The 4,344-nt window shown below is 73.0% G+C and carries 4 protein-coding genes; all 4 read right to left on the minus strand.

Features of this window, described 5'->3' with window-relative positions; translation table 11 throughout:
* On the minus strand, positions 1 to 1,298 hold a 1,298-nt coding region (locus HO151_RS05250), incomplete at its 3' end, for a polyketide synthase (protein ID WP_173894939.1).
* A gap of 271 nt (positions 1,299 to 1,569) precedes the next feature.
* A complete protein-coding gene (locus HO151_RS05255) occupies positions 1,570 to 2,307 on the minus strand; it encodes a thioesterase II family protein (protein WP_173894936.1) in 738 nt (245 codons plus the stop codon).
* Positions 2,304 to 3,554, minus strand: a complete 1,251-nt coding sequence (locus HO151_RS05260; protein ID WP_173894937.1) for a cytochrome P450 — start codon at positions 3,552 to 3,554, stop codon at positions 2,304 to 2,306. Before HO151_RS05260 ends, HO151_RS05255 begins: the two co-directional genes overlap by 4 nt.
* Positions 3,551 to 3,820: a phosphopantetheine-binding protein gene (locus HO151_RS05265; protein WP_173894938.1), complete on the minus strand. Its 270-nt coding sequence runs from the start codon at positions 3,818 to 3,820 to the stop codon at positions 3,551 to 3,553. Before HO151_RS05265 ends, HO151_RS05260 begins: the two co-directional genes overlap by 4 nt.
* Positions 3,821 to 4,344 lie beyond the last annotated feature (524 nt).

Genomic DNA, 4,344 nt, shown 5'->3' on the forward strand with positions numbered 1-4,344 from the left:
CGCAGCACGACGTGGCAGTTGGTGCCGCCCATGCCGAAGGAGCTGGTGCCCGCGATCAGCGGGCGGTCGGGGCGGGGCCAGGGGGTGAGGTCCTGCTGGACGCGCAGCCGGAGTTCGTCGAAGGCGATGTCGGGGTTGGGCGTCTCGAAGTTGAGGCTGGGGGGCAGTTCGCGGTGCCAGATGCTGAGGACCGTCTTGAGCAGGCCGACGATGCCCGCCGCGCCCTCCAGATGGCCGATGTTGGTCTTCACTGATCCCACGCGCAGCGGATGGCCTGCCGGACGGCCGACGCCGAGCGCGGCGCCCAGGGCGGCCGCCTCCACGGGGTCGCCCACGCGTGTGCCGGTGCCGTGCAGCTCGACGTACTGGACGTCCTCGGGGCGGGTGCCGGCGCGCTCGTGCGCGCGGCGGACGACCTCCTCCTGGGCGCGTGCGCCGGGCACCGTGAGGCCGGGCGTGGCGCCGTCGTTGTTGACGGCGCTGCCTTCGATCACGCAGTAGATCCGGTCGCCGTCCGCCACCGCCCGGGACAGGGTCTTCAGAACCAGGCAGGCGCCGCCCTCGCCGCGGACGTAGCCGTTGGCCCGGGCGTCGAAGGTCCTGCACAGTCCGTCGGGCGACAGACCGCCGAACTTACGTCCAGCGCAGCCCTTCTCCGGGGTGAGCACGAGGTTGACACCGCCAGCGAGGGCGAGCGTGCACTCTCCGGCGCGCAGGCTCTCGGCGGCCAGGTGCACCGAGACCAGTCCCGAGGACTGGGCCGCGTCGACGGCGAGACTGGGGCCGTTGAGGCCGAGGACGTAGGAGAGGCGGTTGGCGATGATGCCGCGGTGGAGTCCGGTGAAGGAGTGGCGGTCGATCCGCCGGGTGCCGTGCTTGTAGAGGCGGATCGCGTAGTCGTCCCACATGGCGCCGACGAAGACGCCCGTCCGTGTTCCCGCGAGCCGGGCGGGGACGACGTCCGCGTCCTCCAGCGCCTCCCAGCCGAGCTCCAGCACGAGGCGCTGCTGGGGGTCCATCATGTCGGCTTCGTTCGGGGAGATGCCGAAGAAGTCGGCGTCGAAGCCGGAGACGTCCTCCAGGAAACCGCCGCGTGTGGTGGCGATCCCCCCGGGGGCGGCGGGGTCCGCGGAGAGCAGCCAGCGCGCGTCCCAGCGGTCGGCCGGGACGTCGGTGATGCCGCTCCTGCCGTCGCGCAGCAGTTCCCAGAAGGCGCGGGGGTTCCGGGCGCCGGGCAGGCGGCATGACACGCCCACAACGGCGACGGCTTCACGAGCGGGCTCCCCCGACTCGTGCACCGCCCGTGCACCGCCGACGGTACGTCGCGAGTGGGACCGAACGTTGTCGGTGTCCTGCACCAGGGCCTCCCCCAACAGTTGCTTAGAAGAACAGGTATGACCGCGGAGGTCCGCGGCCGGTCGGTTCCCGGATCCGTCGCCGCGGGCGTCCCGCGGACAGCCCACCGCCCTTCCGCGCGCACCGGGCGCCGCGGATCCGGGAAGGGAGGGCGTGCCGGCCGGGCACCGGCGGGGCGGTGGCGGTGAGCGCGCCGACGGGCTCACCGCGCCCTCACCGCCAGGCGGTCACCTGGTTCAGGAGATCGCCCGGCGCGTCCATGAAGTCGTAGCGGCCGCCGTCGACCACCCGGATGTCGACCGAGTCCGCGTACCGGCGCCAGCCCTCCAGTCCGGCGAGGCTCGTGCCGGGGTCGTCCCGCCAGTGCAGCACGACGACGGGACAGTCCACGGCGACCGGCTCCGTCCGCCGGTACTCCCTCGCGGCGGCCAGGTCGCGCAGCAGCACGGCCATGCCCAGCTCGACCATGTCCGGCCGGGGTTCGATGCCCCGGCCGCGGAGGAACGACTCCAGCTCGGCGCGCAGTTCGTCCTCGGTCATGGTGAGCATCCGGTCCTGCGCGGCGTCGTGCGGTGCCGTCTGGCCGGAGACGAAGAGACATCGCGGCCCGGGCAGGCCCAGTTCGGCGAGCCGCACCACGGTCTCGAACGCGGGCAGCGCGCCCGCGCAGTGCGCGAAGAAGGCGAACGGCCGGTCGAGCCACGGGGTGAGGGGCTCGACCAGGTCGGCGGCCAGTTTCCCGTAGCTGCCGTAGTGGGGGTGGGCGAGGCGGTTCTCACGGCCGGGGAGCTGCACCGGGCAGACCTCCACGTCGCCGATCCCGGCCGGCCAGGCGCTGAAGGCGGAGGCGCCGGCCCCGGCGAAGGGGAAGCAGAAGAGCCTGGCGGGCCGGTCGGCGGACGGCGGACGCACGAACCACGGCGATGTGACGGTGGTGGGGCCGGCTGTCATGTCGTCCTCCGTCTCCGGACGGTGATGGGCAGATGGGTCGTCCCGGCGATGAAGTACGACCGCAGGTGCTGCGGTTCGCCGTCGAACTCGATCGAGGCGGACCGCTGGAGCAGTTCCTCGAAGAAGACGCGCAGGGTCAGCCGGGCCAGCGGTGCCCCGATGCAGAAGTGCGGTCCGAACCCGAAGGCGACCTGTCGCTTCGCGCCCTCCCGCGTGATGTCGAACTCGTGCGGATCGGGGAAGCGGGTCTCGTCCCGGTTGGCCGACCCGATCCATGCGACGACCGCCCCGCGGGCCGGGACGGTGCCCCCGCCGATCCGTACGTCGTCCACCGCGTACCGCATGAAGTTGCAGGCGCTGGACGTCCAGCGCAGCCCTTCCTCGACCAGGTTCGGGATCAGCGAGGGGTCGGCCTGCGCCTTGGCGAACTGCTCGGGCCGCTCGACGAGCGCGTGCACCGTGCCGGAGACCGTGTGCGGCGTCGTCACGTTGGCGCCGAGGAGGATGCTGTAGCCGTCGAGGGCGATCTCCTCGTCGGTCAGCGGCACGCCTCCCGGGCGGACGCTCATGAGGTGGTGGAGCAGGCTGTCGTCCTCGTCCCCGCCCGCCCGCCGCGTCCTGACCCAGTCCTTGACGTAGGTGACGAGTTCGTGGTGGGCGATGGCCAGGGTCGCGGCCTCGCTGCCCTGGCGGAAGTGCGGGTCCGAGGGGGCCGTCACCATCGCGGTCAGCCGGACGAGTTCCTCCCAGTCCTTCTCCGGGATGCCGAGGAGCGGGCCCGTGACCATCGCCGGGAGGAGCAATGCCTGTTCGGCCAGGTCGAAGGTCCCGCCGTCGAGGGCCGGTTCGAGGAAGCGCACGACCGACCGCCGGATCGAGTCCTCCCAGACCCGCACCGCCCGCGCGGTGAGCCTGGTGCCGATGGGTCTGCGGACCTCGGTGTGGCGCGGCGGGTCGGTGGAGGTCAGCAGCACGCCGGCCGCGACGTCGTCCGTCCCGAGATGGGTAGGCACCGTGCCCCGCTCGGAGGTGAACTCCCGGTGGTCGCCGAGCACCCGGCAGACGTCGTCGTAGCGGGTGACCGACCAGAACTCCCGTCCGTCGGGCAGGACCTGGTGGTGCAGGGGGGCCTTCGCCCGCATCATGTCCCAGACCGGGTGCGGGTCGCCCGAGGTGTAGAGATCCAGGTCGAACAGGTCGACACGGTCGAGGTCGACGTGGCGCGGGGGTCCCGGCGTCAGCCTCACGTCCGTGCCCTTCCCCGCCGGATCAGCGCGGCGACCCGGGCCGGGGTCTGCGCCAGGTAGAAGTCACGCACCGACAGCTCGACGCCGTAGTCCCGAGCCACCCGTTCGATGATCTTGATACCGATCAGCGAGTTCCCGCCCACCGCGAAGAAGTCGTCGTCCGCGCCGATGTCGTGCGGGCCGAGGTGCTCCCCCCACAGCGCCGCGATCTCCTGCACGAGTGACTCCGGCGCACCCGTGGGCGCGGCTTCCGGTTCTGACTGCATTGCCAGCCTTTCCTCTCTCCGCCGAACGGGGAATCCGCCCACGGCGTTCCCGTCCCCGTCCGGCCGGCCGGACGGGGACGGGAACGCCGTCTGTCCGTGCCGCGTGTCATCGGTTCCGAGGGGACGCGGCCGTGTCCCGGCCCCGGCAGGGGCCGGCGGGTCCGCCGCTCCGGACGCCGGGAGAAGTACCTGTGTGATCGCCGGCGGCCGCACCACGGGAGGCCGCCGGCCGGGGCGGGCCGCTGCTTTCCGCAGCGCACCGGGGGTCATCGAGACGCCAACGTAAGGCGCCGGAGAAAGCCAGGGCAAGAGATGACCGTGCGGGCGCCCGGCCCGGCACCCGCTGTCCCGCCGACAGGACGGTGACGCACGGACCGCACTCTGTCCCGGACCGGGCCACGCGCCCCCCGCCGCCCCCGCCGCCCTCCGGCCGTCGCCCGGAGGATCTCCGCCGGAACCGTTCTCCGCGCCGGTCCGCGGGGCGGGGACTTTCTCCGGCCACCGCCCGTCCACGCGGCCGGCCC

It is taken from the genome of Streptomyces sp. 8P21H-1, assembly GCF_013302945.1.